The organism is Candidatus Accumulibacter propinquus (genome assembly GCF_056856495.1).
In genome coordinates, this window is sequence record NZ_JBSEHC010000004.1 from 149,057 (window position 1) to 165,227 (window position 16,171).

Below are 16,171 nucleotides of genomic sequence, written 5' to 3' on the forward strand. Positions count from 1 at the left end.
ATCTTGTAACGGTGCCGCCGGAGCGTTACAAGATGTCTGCGCCGGCAGTGCGGGCGGCGTCGGTTCTGACGCTGGCGGTGGGGTGATTGCGGCAGCGGCCGCCGTGATCCAGTCGTCTTGTACCGGCTCCGGCGGCAACCGCGTTCGTCGGCTGTACCCGGGATGGGCTGCCCGCCACGCCTTGACCCGGGCCACCGATTCCGGTCCCCGGTGGTAGTCCCGGTTCTCCGGCTTGGCCAGCCAGTTCGCTTGGCTGGCCCGCTTGCTGGTTGCCTTGCACGCCACCGCCGTGCAGTAACGCTGGTGTCGCGCGTTGCGCGCGTCAGCCGTGAATGGCTCGCCGCAGTTCAGGCACGTCCGCTTCTCCGTCTTCCCCATCTCGTGTCTCTCGCCAAGTCGCAACCCCGGCTAATACACGATCCCGGAAGAACACCGAAGAACACCCAAACAGCGAAGAAGACCCCAGATGCGAAACCGACCAACCCGGAAGAAAATCCAGTTTCATGTCGTCAGGTTTGAACCGGTTTCAGATTGGCCGCGACACACAAAGCCGGCGCGTCCCTCGGGACCGGGGGCTTTGCGCACGCCAATCGCGTTGCACACCGGACGGGTCTTGGTGAAGTTCCTGCGCTGGGCCTGATAGCCGGCGCTCTTGCGTAGGTTGTACAGATGCGAGACGGACAGCGTGGCCAGGCGCTCATAGCGGGGATCGCCATAGTCCCGGTAAGCCCGTTGCAGAAGGTGCGCAATGGCCGGCCCGCAGACGTCTTCATGAGCCTGGTCCATCTCGACGAGCAACGCCACATCGAGGGCGGTGTATTTGCGCGCAAAGGGCGCAGCAGGGGCACGGTAGCGTTTGGCCAAGGGGACCGCAGCCAGGCGGTTACGCTGCCACCGGGTGACCAGACGCGTGACCTGCGCCCGACTGTAGCCACTGGTGTGCTGCAGGTACCTCAGCAGTACACCACGCTCGCGCTTCTTGCGACCGGGGTAGTCAAAGCGGGTGAGCACGCGACTGATGTGCTCATACCGCTCGCTATCGCCGCCTGCCGCCGAAAACTCTATCGAGGTGCTGGCGCTGAGAAACGCCTCGATCTGCTCGATCGTCGTCAGCCGTGCTTCGTTCATGTGGATCACCATCCTTGCGATGATCAACCCACACCTCATTTCCCCCCCAATTTCTATTCTTCAGGCTCATCCCTGGTTGGAAAGACGCCCCTCGTTCAGGCTCATACCACGTTGGACAAGGCTCGCTCTGGCGGAGTCGGAGCTGATCGGGCTACACTTCGGCCTGGGCGCCTGGATTCGGAACAACCTGGGGCTGTGGAAGGGGAACGACGTGCTGATGCAGGCCATCAGGGAGCGTGACCAGGCGATTCACCCTGACGATGTGTCGATGGTGATCATCGCGGCGGTCTGGGAGAGGCTGCGGGAAATGGTGCCGAAGGTGCATTGAGATGTGTGGCTCCTTACGGACATCAAGAGACGCAGCGGCAGCAAAAAATCGCCCGGTGCGAACGGCGGCTAGCTGATCCGGAATCCCCCCACTTGGCACAGCTATCTCTTGGCCCAGCCCTTGGCCCTTGCTGCCGTTCAACGTGTTCAGCTATCAGTCCCTTTCGTTCAGCCAGAGGTAGGATGCCTGCCACTCAGGACCAGATTACGGCGAACGAGGCGGCAATGAAGGCTTCACCCTCATGGCGATTGCTCAGTGGGCCAGCGATAACCTTGCACCGGGCTCCACGGTGCTATCTGACAGCCTCGCCTGCTTTAGTACCGTCACTGAGCTGGCTGTGCGCGTCAACCCACTGTCGTGGCCGGGCGAAAGCCCAAGGATCTGACTGAGCTCACCTGGATAAACACATTCCTTGGCAATCTCATGACCAGTCTTTCCGGCTGCTACCACGAGTTTGCTTTCCGGAAGTTGACGACTCGATATCTCGTGATTTTTCCTACCGCTTCAATCGTCGGTTCGACCTCACTAGCCCGAACCAGCGGCTGTTGGTGGCCACATCCCACTTAGCCTGAATATTGCATGAATTTTCTTATCGGCTCTGTTCCTCGCGCCACTGCGATTTTTTGATTTTTAGGCGAGGGCTGCCCTTCCCCCACTGGCGGGGTGAAGCGTGAGAATGAGTGGATGGCCGGGGTGGGTGGCAGCGTCTCGTGCGCCAGACGTTCCGGGTCATGGAGAGGCGGACATCGCGGACCTCCGGTTAGACGAATAGAGTCGCTGACAGACCAAGGCCAGAAGCGCCTTGACCGGGCAATTACTGGGCAGATGCAGCAACACGCGGTCTTTGTACTGCTTGACTCGGGTGGCGATCTTGAACAGGGTGAGCATGATGGTCGTGGGTTCGGCGGTAGCCAGCCTCGTGCCTTGCAACGCCAGGCAGCGCAATTGCTGGTGTAAGACATAGGCCGCGGCCGCCAGCAACAGGCGTGCGGAGTTAGCGAGGAAAGACGACGCCGAGGTCCGGTCGGATTTCAGATCGTCCTTCACTTGCTTGATCAAATTCTCTGCCTGACCACGGGCACAGTAGTCCTGTTGGTAGAGCGTGCGGGACGAGGGGCCGCGCAAGGTGGTGACCACGAAGCGCTGATTGTCTTTGGCCGGCGATTGGCCACTACTCCCCAGGATTTCGGCCTTGAGCACCACCCGGAAGGCTTGCGGCCAAGACCCGGCCGCATACTCAAAGTCACCGAAAAACCGCACCGCGTCCACCGGAGGCCCCAGGCCTTGAGCGGCCAGCGACTGATGCAGGGCGAGGTGGCCACGCGCGTTCTTCATCAAACCCTCGGCTTGGCGCAACAGGACGGCATTGCCGCCCAGTCCGAAGAGGAAATCAGCATTCCCATCGGCCAGGATCAACAGCATCAGTTCGGGATTGGAGAAATGACCGTCGCCCCGCAGCAGGACATGGGTGTTTGGCCAGTGGCGGCGTAACAAGCGCAGCACCCGCTTCATGATCATCGCGTTCTCGGCGCCAGTCGGGCGTCTGCCGGGGCGTAGGACGGCGGTCACCAAGGCGCCGGAATGGGCCTCGAACACCAGCAAGGGCAAATAGCAATGGCTGTGGTAATGATGGTTGTAGCAGGAAAGCTCCTGTTGGCCATAAGTGGCATCATCGGTGTGGTCGAGATCCAGCGTGATCGTGAGGGGGGCCTCCGAGTAACCGGCGATGAACTGCTCGACCAAGGCGTGCGCCATCCGGTAGATATCGCTGCGCCGTAGCGCCCCTTCCAGACGGGACAAGGTGGCGCCGCAGGCCAAGGGGTTGTCGGTATCCAGAGGCGCACGCCCCGTGATCAGCTTGAACAGTGGATCATGCCGTAGGGTGTTCGCGTCATTGCCGTCTTCATAACCCGAGGCGATCTGAAAAACCCGCTGCATCAGCAAAGCGCGGAGCGAGTGGGTGATGTAACGCGCGTCACGGGCATCCACAATGGCCCCGGTCAGGCGATCAATCAGGCCAATGCGGCGATCAACGGCGCCCAGCATCAAGGTGCCCAGATCTGAGGACATCTCTCCGCCGGTGAAGTCGGCGCGAACCGTCAAGCCCGCAACAGGCAGAAATTGGAGGGGTTTCGGGCGGAATCGGAAGGGTTCCGGGGGAAAATCAACAGCAGGGCGAGTGTCGAGAGCGATTTTTTACGGACTGTTTGAGAGAAAACAAGCACTCTATCATACGGTTATCGCATTTATCGCCCTGTCTATGCACAATCCAGGGTAGCTCCCTAGCCTCAACGCGCGATTCGGGCGGCTGACCTTCGTCGCTAATCAGGACGAACAAAGAGAGGCAAAACCTATTGCTAAATTGTAAATTTTGTCACATAATGACATAAATATACATTAAGCGAGGAAAAATTATGCTTCTTAACTTCTGTTTTCAAAATTTCTTTTCTTTCAATGAAGGCGCAAATATTTCGTTTCAAGTAACCGATGGTTGTCCTGAGGAAATATCCCAAAGAAATGGCGTAGTAGAAATTATTGGAATTAAAGGTGCTAATGGTTCTGGCAAAACAAACATCCTTAGAGCATTTTCTTTTTTATCCGATTTCTGTGTTCACTCCTTCACTAAGGAAACTGAAAAAGCTCTTGGAGTTAAGTCATTTCTGGGCAGCAAGAAACCTGCCGAATTTCTCATTGAGTTTGTATTTAACGGAGTCAATTATAGTTATCAACTTCGCGTAGATAATAATAGGGTCCACAATGAATCACTGCACCGTCGCCTCAAGAGGAAAACACGTCTATTCGAGCGACAAGATGACGAGGTTATTTTTGCAACTGATGAGTTTTCAGCCCTAAAGTCAATAAAGCTTCGATCTAACGCCTCGATAATTGCGATTGCCCATCATCACGAAATTGAATTAACCGAAGGTGTTTATGAATACCTTCGGCACTGGGTTAGTAACGTTACATTCCGAGGTCTTATCGAAAGCGGTCCCAGCATATATGGTGTCGCAAAAGCGTTAAATGACGACAAAGAATCTTTGAATTTTATAAAAAGCTTTATCGCTGACTGTGACAGTGGTATCTCAGACATTGTCATCCAAGATGTTGTCAAAGAGGATGGGGACAGGGTCTATGTCCCTGCCTTCATTCATGAGCACAACGGAAAAAGGCACAAGGTTTCTCACATCACTGAATCAAGTGGCACGAAAACTCTTTTCAAGTATCTCTTGCTTTACAAGATGGTTATTGAAAATGGCGGCCTATTGATTCTTGACGAGTTTGATATCAACTTGCATCCGCACATTCTTCCGAAACTTTTAAATCTCTTTAGTGACCACACCTTCAATACTAAAGGCGCGCAATTGATTTTCTCAACGCATAACAGTGAAGTCCTTGACTGGCTGGGGAGATATAGGTGCTATCTGGTCAACAAGGAGAACAATGAAAGCTATGCTTACCGCTTAGATGAAATTCCCGGCGATGTCTTAAGAAACGACCGACCCATAACCCCGATTTACAACCGGGGTGACATCGGAGGAGTTCCAAAGGTATGACTTTCACGAACTCAAGGCAAAAGGCATTTCTTGAAAACTTTCCAGACGTATGCTTTGACTCCGAAAATTGCAATCACGCATCCCGTTCGAAATTAAACTTCTCATACTTCGACTGCTCACAAAATGCTAGCCAAGACTTCTGTTCTTGGAGTCATGAGCAATTACATAAATTGCTCCGAAAATTTGTGGAGTATGGAAAGCAGCCGCTCGCATACTGGATGACTCAATGAGTCGGGAAAGGAGGTCGAAAGATACTTGAAGTGTATGATGGATTCCCTAAGCGCCTAGCAAAAAGTCATTCGATAATGAGAGCCGAAACCGTCCAGAATTTTGTCGACGTCAGCCTCAAGCCCGGCAGAGTTCCGTGCTTTGAAGGCCATCCACTCGTACTTCATTTTGTGCCAGAGCTTCTCGATGCGGTTCAGTTCCGGACTGTAGGGTGGCAGGAAGTAAAGCGTGAGGCCCTTCTCTTTCAGCAGGGCCAACAGGGGCTGGATTTCCTTCGCTTTGTGGATGGAAGCATTGTCCAGAATCACCGTCAGGGGTCTGCCGACGCTTTCCAGGAGGAGACCGAGGAAGCCGCCAAAAAGAGCTGCGGTCGTTGTCTCCCAGAACTTGGCCGTGAACAATTCACCCGTCGAGATCAACGCGGCCATCACATTCAGACGCTTTCCCCGCGCGGCCGTGATGAGGTGCACCTCTCCTGTCTCGGTCCAGGCGCTCCGATTGGGCTGGGTCTGCACAAAGCCGGCTTCATCCATATACGATAAAGTGAGTTCGCCAAGCTTTGTTTTTTCAAGCAATTCATCTATTTCTACCTGGGCTGCTCGAAATTTCGCCTCATCCCGTTTTTTTTAGACTGTGCCGGGTCCTTTTCCAGACATAGTTCTTCTCTTTCAAGGCCGCCTGAACCACTCCCACCGAAACCTGTACGCCATGTTCCTCTGACAGGCGGTCCCTCAACTGGGGGGCCGTACAGGCCTCAGCCGTCGCCCAGGCGCAGAGTACCTGCTGATACGTTTCCGATAGTTTGCGAGGGGCACCACTGCGCGGCAGGTCGCGCAGCCCGATGAACCCCCTGGCCAGCCAGGCATCCCTGTGGTTGGCTACGGTTTCCTTGTGGAGCTTCTGCTGTTTCGCCACTCCGTCAAGGGACCCTCCTTCAGCCAGGAGAAGTACGGTCCGGGCTCGCCGGCGTTCGCGCCAGTCACTGCCTCGCTCCTCTACCTGCGTCAGTTGCTGGCGCTCTTGTGCTGTGAGGGTGAACTTTTTGGCTCTGCGGGACATGGCGAGGCATTCCGGAGGTTGGAGCGGACAGTATGCAGGCATACTGGCTTAACTCGAAAAATTTATCTGGAAGCGCTTAAGCGCTCTGATTTTCAACACCCCAGACACATCCCAAAAAATGTTCGATGGGCGCGCTTTCGCGTCGAAGACGACATGCGAGTTATAGGGTTTATAATCCCCACAGAACTCGCGGGAAAAACATCAAGCAGCAGTATGAAGTACGTATATTGTGTAAACACGTTCTATGTTGTTTTCCTGGATGATAAGCATTGTTTTTATAAGACGTAATGACCACAATATCAAATAAGCATTTCAGAAAAATCTGCTTTTCCAATCTTTACGTATAACGTTATTAGTCAGTGCTTCCCAGCCTGAATGGTCGACAATTTCTCAATGTGTACGCATAGCTTATCGGCCATCGGCGGTATAGCCATTTAATGGCTGAAGTGCGACGCACTAGATCATCGGCAGCTTTGGCGGACAAAGAGTCACTCTCTTGAAATCCGTGGGTTGCAGCTTCCTGTTCAGCAAGCTGTCAGAAAACTTGCATCTGTCATCAGGCTGTTATGGGTCGGTTGCGACAATTTATCGAGACCCGCCCAACCGGACCGCTCACCAATGACTCAGCGCCTCCGCCTCGCCGTCACCGACCCGGTCATCCTGATGTTCTCCCGGCGCCAGGTCGAAACCGGGGACCTCGCTGAGTCGTTGTCGCTCTGGGCGGCCGGCCGCGGCTGACGAGATGATCGCCTACAAGGTGTGCCGGGCGGTCAATTCGTCTCGGGGTGAGTCGGCGACGTTTGTGGAGGCGGTGTGAGGAGCGCTTGCGACCGGGGAAGGACGGTGAAGGAGTGCACATGATGTCCGTGCCAACACGTTAGGGCGGCGACGGCTTGACCCGAATTGCGGGACGCCTACAATGCCACGAGTCCCGTCGTCGAGGCGCTTCGGTCCCACGAGATTCATCTGTTGCGGACACGCCAGCAGTTGCCCCCGTCGCTTTCGGCGCGGCCGATAAGCGCTGTTCGTTTTCCGCCTCTTCTGCGCTCACCCGGGGCTTGCTGCGCAACCACCATATGGAGAATACAATGTCCGAATCGCTCATAGTCGCAATGGTCATTCTCATCGGAGTGTTCGTCGTCATGATCGTCACGATTGTGCGGTCCGGGCATGAGGCAGCAATCCAGATGTGGGGAGTAATGGGCGCTCTCACCGGTGTTGCCTTCGGTGCGATAACTACTTACTACTTCACGGACCAAGTTCACAAGCGCGAAGTCGCAGCGATTAGAGCTGACGCCACGCTCAAGCAACTTGCTCTTGATAGCGCGGCGACCAAGGCCTCCGATGCCCAATCATTACTTTCACCCTTCGTTTCTGCTTTCAGTGGGAAGGCACAAACTAGCACAACCTTGCCGGCCAGTTTCAAGTACGCTGCGGCGCTCCCAGAGGCAGACCGAGATGACATCGCGGTGCGATTCCAGAAGGTCATGGATCTGCTTTTACAGGTCATAGCACTTGAAGCACAGCTACCTAACTCAGCTACAAACGCCCCGGAAAAGAAGTGATCTATGACCCGACGGCTAACAAATAGGGATAGATCGTGCGAACCCACGAGCTGAACCCAGCACCCAACCGATTCTGCGGCACAAGCGGCGCCGGCCGGCTGCCTCACACCTCGCCGAACCTGCTGGGGAACTGCGTAATCGAGAGCATCGAGGGTGATCGGTGACGGTGGCGAGCGAGGGAGACACGATGGACCAACCGACAGATCAACGAACGCCGGGCGAGAAACGCGCCTCGCTTCTGATATGGCTTGCCGTGGCGGGGGCGGCGGTTACCGCCATCCTGGTGGCGCGGTACCTGGAGGGGGCGGGGTGAGGAGTGGCGGTGCCAGTCCAAGCCTCCCCTCTTTGCCGGCAATGTTGGAACTGTTTCCCCCCGATTCCGTCTGATTTACAGCGGTTTTTGTAGTTTGGCGACCCACACGCGGGTGCCGTGTTGCAGAAGTCGGCGCCAGCGCTAAACTCTCGGTGCCTCGACGTTCGGATTCACCGACTGGATGGTGGGTTGTTGTGACTTCAAGAATCGCCAAGTCGGTGGGATAACCTTGTTGTCGAGGTGGACGCGACATCACTTTTCGATCGGCGTGACGGTCGGCTTAGAAGGAGGATGAAAGTCATGAGGAATATGGCTCGCTGCGTCGGCCTTGCTGTCGGCGCTTTGATGTTTGTGTCGGTCGCGGCCCCTGTCTACGCTGGTGGGGCTAATTCGTCGGGCCCATACGACCCTTACCCTGACAATGTTGGCGCCCCGTCGGGCAACGGCAATGGGAGCGGCAACGCGTACGGAAAGCCAGCCGCCGGCACGGTTGGCAATGCTGATGCGAAAAACCCGCCTGGTCAGCTTCCTGGTCCATGGGATTCGAACAACGGGTACGAATGCGATGGCAACAGCGGCATTGCCGAGGGCAACCCGGCGCACAGCGTCTGCGACGAGTTGAAGTAGCATCACTTTTCTTGGACACCCTTTCGTCACGCAAGTTGATGACGTGAGGGTGTCCGGTGCGGTCCCGTCACGGCGCCGTACCGTCGCAGGTGGGCGGAGTGACGCCGGCTCATCGCAGAAGCGGCGGTCGGTGGAACGTTTGGCGCCAGGCGCAGCTGGTCAAGACCTCTCTGGACGGTTGATGTGCGGTGGTACGGTCTGGCGGCTGCGGAGATGACCTCTGTCGGGAGAGGGGAAGAATCGCTGACCGCTGAAGGCCGGCGTAGAGCGGTCGTCATCCTCCCTCAAAGGCAGATATAGGCGTACACGGGATATCCTGGGCCGCACCACCTTCCTGGACAGACATTCACACGCACCCTGCCGCTGGCGCACCTCATATCCGGTGCGGTCAGTGCAGGATTCGGCCCCCAGCAACCACAGACCTGCATACCATAACCCGGAGGAAACCCGGTTGGCTGCGGCGTGAACCCTGGCTGCGGACTGCTGCCATGCATCTGCGCCCAAATCACGTTCGTTATGTTGTTTGCCTTCGCGTCGGCGGCACGCTCGAAGTCGTGAATGTCATGCACGTTGACTCGCCCAGTTCTTGCGATGTCAACGCCAACCTTCAGAATGTATTCAGCTAAGAAGGTTCGCTTGCCCCGCTTTTGGCATTGCCCGAGGTGCTCCAACTCGTGAAGCGTATGGTGAAGTTCCGCCTTGTCCTGCCACAAGTTTCCATGACCATTAAAAAACACGCGATCACAGAAGGCCAAGGATACCCCAGTACCTGTGTCGATATCATCGGCATAAGTGACAGAGCGAAGATCAAAATCGTAGTACCGTTGAGCCAAGGCAATGAATTCTGGAGAGAAAGGCCGCGTTCGACCTTCGGACTGACGATACAGGCCATCAATATATGCTTGGGCGGGGAGCGCAAGCGGTGCAGAGACTATTTCATTGGCGCACCGCGAAACATTTCTCATACACTCCTCGATTGCGGCGGGAGTCTTGCCCAGTTCGCGCGCGAGATTGCCAACAAATCTGTTGGTTTCGCGCTTGGTGTTCTCACCTACCTGCCCTATGGTGCCGCCAATCTTTGGCAAGCAAACACAGGCCCCAAGTACGCACTGTTCGTACTGGTCGTCCGGACACGCATAGGCGATTTGCCAGCACGCTAGTGTGACGAGAACATGGGCAAACCCTCTCAGAGCGGCATGAAGCATTTGGCTGGTTCCTTTCTTCAGATGTGTGGTAGTGCTGTGCGGTGGCCCTACAATTCTAGCTGACTGAGCGGCGCAAGAAATCACATCTATCTGCCGGGCAGAGAACATGGCGTACAGTCGGTAGTGCATTCGCGGCGAGTAATGCTCATTTGGCTCAAGCGCTTGTGAGTCAGACTCTTGAGCATTGTGGACTAGACGGCGGAGGTTCTTCGTCAACCTTGCGGATACCCGCCCGTGCCGCAGCCGTAGCGGGTGCCCCCACTCAAATCGATACTCGATTCGCTCGACTCCCCATTTTGCCGGCGAGCCGATCGGCGCAAGCATGCACCACCTCAACCAGGAGCTTCCCGTCGATCAGGAATCCCGGATCCCGGATCAGCTCGGGCAGCTCTTCCATCTTCAGGAAGAACCGTTCCGGGTCGATCGGTGTCACCCGCTCGCGACCCTCGTGGTCGAAGGTGATCAGCCAGCGGCGGTTGAGGAGAGACGGGGCAGGGAGCGTGGCGGTGGCGGCTTCGTAGCGGCCGGTCTTGCGGATGGCGGGCAGGACTTCTGACGTGACCCACTTCTTGAAGCGCTTGGCTTCGGGCTTGCGGCAGCCAAGGACGAGCGAGTAAAGGCCGGACTCGTTGATGATGGCCATTTCCTGCTCCCCGGATGGGGTGTGCACTGAACGCACACCCTTTTCGTCATCGTCTAGGCGGCGGGTCTGCGTGCGATGTATCCCAAGAGCGTCGCAGACATCAACACCGACGAACCAAGGCTGGTCATCGATCAGAAGGGTACGGACAGAGTGAGAATCGAAGGAGAAAACAGCAGGCGCGGGCGCGCTGGTGGTGAGTGTGCTCATGGCGGTGCTCCAAGCAAGCGGTGGCGGTTGCCCGCCTACCCGACGCCAATCGGGGTGGGCGAGCACGTGCAGGTTGGCGTACCGGGCTTGGACCGGCGAGGGTTTCCCCTCCCTGCACGGCTCGCCCATAGGGCTTGCCATGCGACGGACGAAAAAATACCGCACTGGTGGCGGCTGTCCGCCAAGCTCAGAGACGCCAATCTCGCATCGCTGATCTGCAGCGACGAGCAAATCTTGTTCCGTTGCTGACGACATGTCAAGGGGTGTATCTTCTGGCTTATACCCGTCAACCAACAAGAAGAAAGCTCAAGATGATCCAGGATTCTCCGCGTTCGAAGTTCTCTGCCCTCGTTGCGTTTGTTTTGGCGGCTACATTGCCCTTCGCGGCTATTGGACAGACGTACAAGTGCAAGACACCGACAGGAGGAACCACTTTCTCTGACGTCCCCTGCCCAGCGGGGATGCGCCAAGAGCAGGTCGCACCAAGGGATGCGCCGGCGTACTCGGCGCCACAGGACAGCAACGCTCGAATGCTGACCGCCAAGGTGGCCGAGGCCCTTGGGTCCGGAGATTTCGGCAGGGCCAAGGGTTTGGCGGTCACTACAGAGCATTGGCAGATGATCTCCAATGCCGAGAACGGTTTGCGTCAACCTACCACGGGCAGAACGGATGCCGATCTGCGAGCCGAGTCGAAGAATAGCCGAGAATGCAAGGAGGCGCAGCGAAGCTACGACGTTGAGGCCAGTTCGATCCGCAAGGATGGTGCGCAGATCAATGCCGCCAAGCGCATGATGTACTCGGCGTGCGGGATGAACGAGCCAACGGTTATCGAAAACAAGACGGTGATCAACGATAGACCCGCGGCGAGGCGCACGACGTTCTGCACCCCGACCGGGGGCGGAAATATGGTCTGCAATTAGCCGTTTCTCAGTAACCAACCCTGAATTCAAATGGATTAAGACCATTCCATAATGCATAAAATCATTTCCGCAACCCCACGACAAACCAACGCAAATACTGGGTTGCGGCGGTGCAAAATATTCATGGTTGCGGAAATGAATCTGGCGCAACCCATTGAAATTAAAAGAACTTGCCAGAGACTCGAAATCAGGCGTAGGTGTGAGCCTACCGCGGGTTCGAATCCCGCCCTCTCCGCCAGTACACCGGCTGCAAACGCTCTGCAGCCAAAACGAACACCCCGCTCAACGCCTTGTTTTGCGGGGTTTTTCGTTTATACCTCCTGCTTCGCCTACCCAACAAATGTCATATCAGACGCATTTTGGCGTCTTACGGGGCGTTTATCTCGAAACCTCCTGACTTCGGAAATTTGGTACGGATTTTTCAAGCTGTTGTTTAGATGTACGTTTTTAGGGCTGCGGGCGTGTTTCGTGTTGGCTTATGCTTTGGTTCCGTGAGGTACGCCATCGCGAAATGTCTGGTGGGTGATCGGTAATCGACGGGCTATTCCCGCCGTGCAAGGTCACGATGTAAGATGACCGTTCCTGCTCCCACCGTTGCGGGCATTCGCTCTTCTACACGAAGGCTAAATCGTTGTTCATCCGGGTCGGGGGCCATTCAGGGGCCTGGCGCCAAGTTCAAGATTGACGCCGCTTGCAGGGGGTGCATATACTCTCCGTGGCGCCACGCGACTTGTTGTGCCTGGCGAGATTCTGCACACAGGGAAGATCTGTCGGGCGGACGCAGCAAGGGTCGACTCACCTTCCGGGCTGAGTCCGTTCTACCGAATGATGACGAGTTGCACGCAGGAAGGGGGCCAAAATGAAACGCGCACTTCCCGATCTGACGATCACTCCGCCGGTAGAGGGCGAGAAAGTGACCATTGTCTTTCATGCAGACGGGAGGCAATACGATCTTCCCGTTCTTGGAGGTACCCACGGTCCCAAGGTCATTGACGTCCGGCCGCTCTACGCAGAGACGGGCTACTTCACCTACGACCCGGGGTTCATGTCGACCGCGAGCTGCGATTCGGCGATCACCTTCATCGACGGCGAACGCGGCATCCTTCTGCATCGCGGATACCCCATCGAAGAACTTGCGGCCCATGCCGACTTCCTCGAAGTCTGTTATCTCCTCCTCTACGGGAAGCTACCTACGCAATCAGAACTCAAGCAATTCGACGATCTGATTGGCCACCACACCATGGTCCACGAGCAGTTCAAGCGGTTATTCGAGGGCTTCCGCCGGGATGCACACCCGATGGCAGTGATGGTGGGCACCGTCGGAGCGCTGAGCGCTTTCTATCATGACAAGATCGACATCACGGATCCCGAAGCCCGGATGGTGGCAACGCACCGCCTCATCGCCAAGATGCCGACCATCTGCGCAATGGCGTTCAAGTACTCGCTCGGGCAACCCTTCCTGTACCCTCGCAACGGGTTGGGATACGCCTCAAATTTCCTCCGGATGGCTTTTGGCATACCCGCACAGGAATATGTGGTGAGCCCTGTGCTGGCACGCGCCATCAACCGTTTTCTGGTGCTGCACGCCGATCACGAGCAGAACGCCTCCACGGCGACGGTGCGCATTGCCGGCTCGAGTCATGCCAATCCTTATGCATGCGTCGCCGCCGGAATCACGGCACTTTGGGGGCCGGACCACGGTGGCGCAAACGAGGCGGTGGTGAACATGCTCGAGGAGATCGGGAGCAAGGACCGTATCCCCATCTACATCAAGCGTGCCAAGGACAAGAGCGATCCTTTCCGGCTTACCGGCTTCGGTCACCGGGTTTACAAGAATTACGACCCACGTGCGGCGATCCTGCGCGAATCCTGCTACGAGGTACTCGCGGAACTGGGCAAGAATGAAGAACCGTTGTTCGCGCTGGCCCTCGAACTTGAGCGCATTGCCCTTGATGACGATTACTTCGTCCAGCGCAAGCTGTTTCCCAACGTCGACTTCTACTCGGGCATCATGCTGCGGGCCATTGGTTTCCCCAAAGCGATGTTTCCGTCTCTCTTCGCGCTTGGCCGCACGATCGGCTGGATCGCTCAATGGAAAGAGATGATCGAGGCGCCGGATCAACATATCGCTCGGCCAAGACAGCGTTACACCGGTCATCCGATTCGGCCCTATTTACCCCTCGCGGAGCGCTGATACTCAGGCACGCAGTGGTACTGGGTTGCGGCCTGGCCCGGCCGGCTTGCCCGGCCCCAAACCAACTCCTGACGTGCACTTTATCGCAGGCTCATGCCTGGGCTCGCCGTGGGTGTCAATGACCGCACCAGCCAAGTCCTGCGGATGGGTTCAGTCTATCGACATTCGCCAGCAGCGCTCCCTAAAGTCTGCCGCCCCAGGGACCATTTCTCTCGAAACCTCCGGACTTCGCAAATTTGGTACGTATTTTTTCAAGCGGTTGTTTTTGCTTGACTATTTGACGGTCTTTGGCGGGTTTTGTGTTGGCGTATGCTTTGGTTTCTTGACGTACGCCAACGCGAAAAGAGGCTCATCTGGTGCGCTCTTGTAATGGGATAATGCGGCATTATGGAGCAGCCACCCCAACCTCCTGGGGGCCGTCCCGGCGCCGACGCTTTTTCCGGCAAGCGCATCCTGTGAGCCCGGCCACGGATACACTGGTGCACACGACATACCCCCCGTGAGCCCCTGCGATGAGTCTCCATTTCCTGCTGAAAGCCGAAGCCCGGACGCGGTCCCTGGTGGAAGTCCTGGGCATGAGCGACGATGATGCCTTTTCCCTGTTCCGGCGCGTGCGCTGGGGCGATGGGGACGAAGTGATCTGCCCGCACTGCGGGCTGGTGCACCGGCACTACTTCCGGCCGGCGCGCCAGATTTGGCGCTGTGTAGGCTGCCAGGAGGATTTCTCCGTCACGTCCGGAACGATTTTCGCCTTCCACAAGCACCATGTGCTGGCATTCCCCCGGCCGGAAGAAGCGGTTCCGCGTCCGGTGCTCCTTGGCGCGGAGCGTCCGCAGGTCGATTTCCGGGGAAAACAGCTTGAGGGTCGCGTCCAGATGGGCCAGATCAGTTGCCAGTCGCCCCATTTCCTTCCTGTGCTGCTCGATAAGCCCGTCCATCTCGGCACGCTTGGTTACCAGGGCCGTCACCACGTGGCTCTCTGCCATGAAAAATGCTCCTGTTCGTCGAAAACAAGTGCATTTTGGCTGAGCCGACGGCTAGGCGCTGGGGGTGGTTGCTACATAATGCCGGGAATTGCTGTTAGTGGATGCTCTGACGCGGGCGCAACGAATCTACACTGAGGGTGGCGGTATCGGTCTGTTCGTTGATGTCATCGATCAGCAGGCAGCGACCTGCTACCAGCGCTTCGGTTTCGTGGCATCACCGGATAACCCACGGTTGCTCTTCCTGTCGGCAAGGGGGATGGTGTGAGTTGGTGAGTGATGGACGGCGATCCGCCGTAACAGAACAAGAAAGGGTGCCGATCACCCTCACTGGCTTCCGGTTTGGCGCGAGATTCAACAGGCGGGCTGCCTGCCGACTGGCAACCGGCAATTTTCGAACAACATGGAGTGGGCAATGAAGAATCTGGTTCTGGCGCTTTTGTTGGCGATGCAGGCCGTGGTGCTTGCGCATGCCGAGCCTTCTGCACCTCGCGCTACGGGGATCGGGATCAAGGATTACCCCTGGCAGGCGCTGGCGGGCGAAAAGAACGAAGCGCTGGAGCGCAAGGGCAGCAGAAAGCGCGGTGCGGTCCTCTACGCGCTGTGTCGCAGTTGCCACCTGCCGTCGGGGGGTGGCCGTTCGGACGGCAGCATCCCTCAGATCGCGGGCCAGCACAGCAGCGTGCTGATCAAGCAGATGGCCGACATCCGCGCCGGTTTGCGGGACAATCCAACGATGTACCCGTTTGCGGCGGCACTGACCGATCCGCAGGATCTGGCCGATCTCGCCGCCTATCTCGAAGGGCTGTGCATCCCTCTCGAGCATGGCCAGTACGAGGCTCAAGACGCCGTCAAGCAAGTGGCGAACGGCAGAGAGCTTTACAAAAAGGAGTGCAGGGCATGCCACGGGCCCAGCGGTGAAGGCTCCAGGCACAAGCGCTATCCGGTGATCGCAGGGCAGCACTATGCATACCTGCTGCACCAGATGACCCAGATCCGCGACGGCCAGCGCCGCAACGCCGATCCCGAAATGGTCAGGATCATCAGCAAGTACAACGACGATCAACTGCTCGCGATTTCGGCTTACCAGTCGAGCCTGGTGATGCCTGGTAAAACGTGCAAGGCCAAGGCGCCGGCCATGCGGCAGTAGGCACGCGGTTTTCGGTGCGTCGACGCTCGATCAGAGACCTGCTTCCGGTGGTGAAGCGCGGGTCGAT

General features: G+C 57.1%; 12 protein-coding genes, 1 tRNA gene and 3 pseudogenes. 10 read left to right on the forward strand and 6 right to left on the reverse strand.

The genetic code is table 11. From position 1 onward, the window contains the following. Positions 1-501 precede the first annotated feature (501 nt). The gene (locus AC15MQ_RS16705) at positions 502-1,128 is read right to left on the reverse strand and encodes a hypothetical protein (protein WP_483080729.1); all 627 of its coding nucleotides are present in this window, start codon (positions 1,126-1,128) and stop codon (positions 502-504) included. On the opposite strand from AC15MQ_RS16705, the gene AC15MQ_RS16710 reads away from it, so the two are divergent. After that, positions 1,127-1,456, forward strand: a complete 330-nt coding sequence (locus AC15MQ_RS16710) for a DUF6794 domain-containing protein (protein ID WP_483080730.1) — start codon at positions 1,127-1,129, stop codon at positions 1,454-1,456. The two genes, AC15MQ_RS16705 and AC15MQ_RS16710, sit on opposite strands and share 2 nt — an antisense overlap. A 229-nt stretch (positions 1,457-1,685) precedes the next feature. Further along, positions 1,686-2,028: pseudogene (locus AC15MQ_RS16715) on the forward strand (transposase); the annotation flags it as partial. Positions 2,029-2,185: 157 nt separating this feature from the next. Here AC15MQ_RS16715 and AC15MQ_RS16720 read toward each other — a convergent pair. Next, entirely contained in the window at positions 2,186-3,574 is a 1,389-nt protein-coding gene (locus tag AC15MQ_RS16720) for an IS1380 family transposase (protein ID WP_483080831.1), read from the reverse strand. 296 nt (positions 3,575-3,870) lie between these two features. Here AC15MQ_RS16720 and AC15MQ_RS16725 point away from each other — a divergent pair, with 296 nt between their 5' ends. Beyond that, entirely contained in the window at positions 3,871-5,010 is a 1,140-nt protein-coding gene (locus AC15MQ_RS16725; protein ID WP_483080731.1) for an AAA family ATPase, read from the forward strand. A gap of 284 nt (positions 5,011-5,294) precedes the next feature. On the opposite strand, the gene AC15MQ_RS16730 is transcribed toward AC15MQ_RS16725, so the two are convergent. Then, on the reverse strand, positions 5,295-5,813 hold the full coding sequence (locus AC15MQ_RS16730; protein ID WP_287652176.1) for an IS630 family transposase: 519 nt from the start codon (positions 5,811-5,813) through the stop codon (positions 5,295-5,297). 37 nt (positions 5,814-5,850) lie between these two features. Continuing rightward, positions 5,851-6,297 (reverse strand): helix-turn-helix domain-containing protein, encoded by a 447-nt coding sequence (locus AC15MQ_RS16735; protein WP_287652175.1) that lies wholly within the window; start codon positions 6,295-6,297, stop codon positions 5,851-5,853. A 1,088-nt stretch (positions 6,298-7,385) separates the two neighbouring features. On the opposite strand from AC15MQ_RS16735, the gene AC15MQ_RS16740 reads away from it, so the two are divergent. Next, positions 7,386-7,862: a hypothetical protein gene (locus AC15MQ_RS16740; protein ID WP_483080732.1), complete on the forward strand. Its 477-nt coding sequence runs from the start codon at positions 7,386-7,388 to the stop codon at positions 7,860-7,862. Positions 7,863-9,086: 1,224 nt separating this feature from the next. On the opposite strand, the gene AC15MQ_RS16745 is transcribed toward AC15MQ_RS16740, so the two are convergent. Both AC15MQ_RS16745 and AC15MQ_RS16750 read right to left on the reverse strand, forming a co-directional pair. Continuing rightward, complete coding sequence (locus AC15MQ_RS16745; RefSeq protein ID WP_483080733.1) at positions 9,087-10,007, reverse strand: hypothetical protein; 921 nt, start codon at positions 10,005-10,007, stop codon at positions 9,087-9,089. Positions 10,008-10,269: 262 nt separating this feature from the next. Continuing rightward, positions 10,270-10,857, reverse strand: coding sequence for a BRO-N domain-containing protein (locus AC15MQ_RS16750; RefSeq protein WP_483080734.1), 588 nt, complete (start codon positions 10,855-10,857; stop codon positions 10,270-10,272). 311 nt (positions 10,858-11,168) lie between these two features. On the opposite strand from AC15MQ_RS16750, the pseudogene AC15MQ_RS16755 reads away from it, so the two are divergent. From AC15MQ_RS16755 to AC15MQ_RS16780, 6 genes and pseudogenes are all read left to right on the forward strand, one after another. Then, positions 11,169-11,369: pseudogene (locus AC15MQ_RS16755) on the forward strand (DUF4124 domain-containing protein); the annotation flags it as partial. 18 nt (positions 11,370-11,387) lie between these two features. Next, positions 11,388-11,777 carry a hypothetical protein gene (locus tag AC15MQ_RS16760; RefSeq protein ID WP_483080836.1) on the forward strand — a complete coding sequence of 130 codons (390 nt, stop codon included), beginning with the start codon at positions 11,388-11,390 and terminating at the stop codon, positions 11,775-11,777. Positions 11,778-11,908: 131 nt separating this feature from the next. Next, positions 11,909-12,015: transfer RNA gene (locus tag AC15MQ_RS16765), tRNA-Ser, on the forward strand. 621 nt (positions 12,016-12,636) lie between these two features. Beyond that, complete coding sequence (gene gltA / locus AC15MQ_RS16770; protein ID WP_483080735.1) at positions 12,637-13,971, forward strand: citrate synthase; 1,335 nt, start codon at positions 12,637-12,639, stop codon at positions 13,969-13,971. Between the two features lie 512 nt (positions 13,972-14,483). Continuing rightward, positions 14,484-14,732, forward strand: a pseudogene (locus AC15MQ_RS16775) (transposase); the annotation flags it as partial. Positions 14,733-15,369: 637 nt separating this feature from the next. Continuing rightward, positions 15,370-16,104 carry a c-type cytochrome gene (locus AC15MQ_RS16780; protein ID WP_483080736.1) on the forward strand — a complete coding sequence of 245 codons (735 nt, stop codon included), beginning with the start codon at positions 15,370-15,372 and terminating at the stop codon, positions 16,102-16,104. The last annotated feature ends 67 nt before the right edge of the window (positions 16,105-16,171 follow it).

Coding starts and splice junctions, on each gene's coding strand:
- AC15MQ_RS16780 (WP_483080736.1), top strand. CDS start 15,370: ATGAAGAATCTGGTTCTGGCGCTTTTGTTGGCGATGCAGGCCGTGGTG.
- AC15MQ_RS16725 (WP_483080731.1), top strand. CDS start 3,871: ATGCTTCTTAACTTCTGTTTTCAAAATTTCTTTTCTTTCAATGAAGGC.
- AC15MQ_RS16740 (WP_483080732.1), top strand. CDS start 7,386: ATGTCCGAATCGCTCATAGTCGCAATGGTCATTCTCATCGGAGTGTTC.
- gltA (WP_483080735.1), top strand. CDS start 12,637: ATGAAACGCGCACTTCCCGATCTGACGATCACTCCGCCGGTAGAGGGC.
- AC15MQ_RS16705 (WP_483080729.1), bottom strand. CDS start 1,128: ATGAACGAAGCACGGCTGACGACGATCGAGCAGATCGAGGCGTTTCTC.
- AC15MQ_RS16735 (WP_287652175.1), bottom strand. CDS start 6,297: ATGTCCCGCAGAGCCAAAAAGTTCACCCTCACAGCACAAGAGCGCCAG.
- AC15MQ_RS16760 (WP_483080836.1), top strand. CDS start 11,388: ATGCTGACCGCCAAGGTGGCCGAGGCCCTTGGGTCCGGAGATTTCGGC.
- AC15MQ_RS16710 (WP_483080730.1), top strand. CDS start 1,127: ATGTGGATCACCATCCTTGCGATGATCAACCCACACCTCATTTCCCCC.
- AC15MQ_RS16750 (WP_483080734.1), bottom strand. CDS start 10,857: ATGAGCACACTCACCACCAGCGCGCCCGCGCCTGCTGTTTTCTCCTTC.
- AC15MQ_RS16745 (WP_483080733.1), bottom strand. CDS start 10,007: ATGCTTCATGCCGCTCTGAGAGGGTTTGCCCATGTTCTCGTCACACTA.